The 234-nt window shown below is 52.6% G+C and carries 1 pseudogene; it reads right to left on the reverse strand.

Going from position 1 to position 234, the window contains the following annotated elements:
• Positions 1-62: 62 nt before the first annotated feature.
• Positions 63-234: pseudogene (locus KVT28_RS28185) on the reverse strand (carbonic anhydrase); the annotation flags it as partial.

Here is a 234-nt window from a genome sequence, read left to right on the forward strand (position 1 = left end):
GTGGGGGGAATTAACAACGAAGTGCGAGGATAACCCCCTGCAATGCAGGGGGTTAGGCGGAATTACTCGAAGCAGGTTCCCGGGTTTTCCGACAGCGAAATAAAGGATTCTCCGCCTTTGGTCAGGGCAATGATTCCGCCACTCTCAATATCATAAGCCCATCCAGGCAGGCGTATTTTGCCTTTACTCGGCGCTTCCGCTACGGAAGTGTGTGTTGTGATGTTGTTCAGCTGC

This window comes from Pantoea sp. GbtcB22 (genome assembly GCF_019091025.1).
GTDB lineage: Bacteria > Pseudomonadota > Gammaproteobacteria > Enterobacterales > Enterobacteriaceae > Pantoea > Pantoea leporis.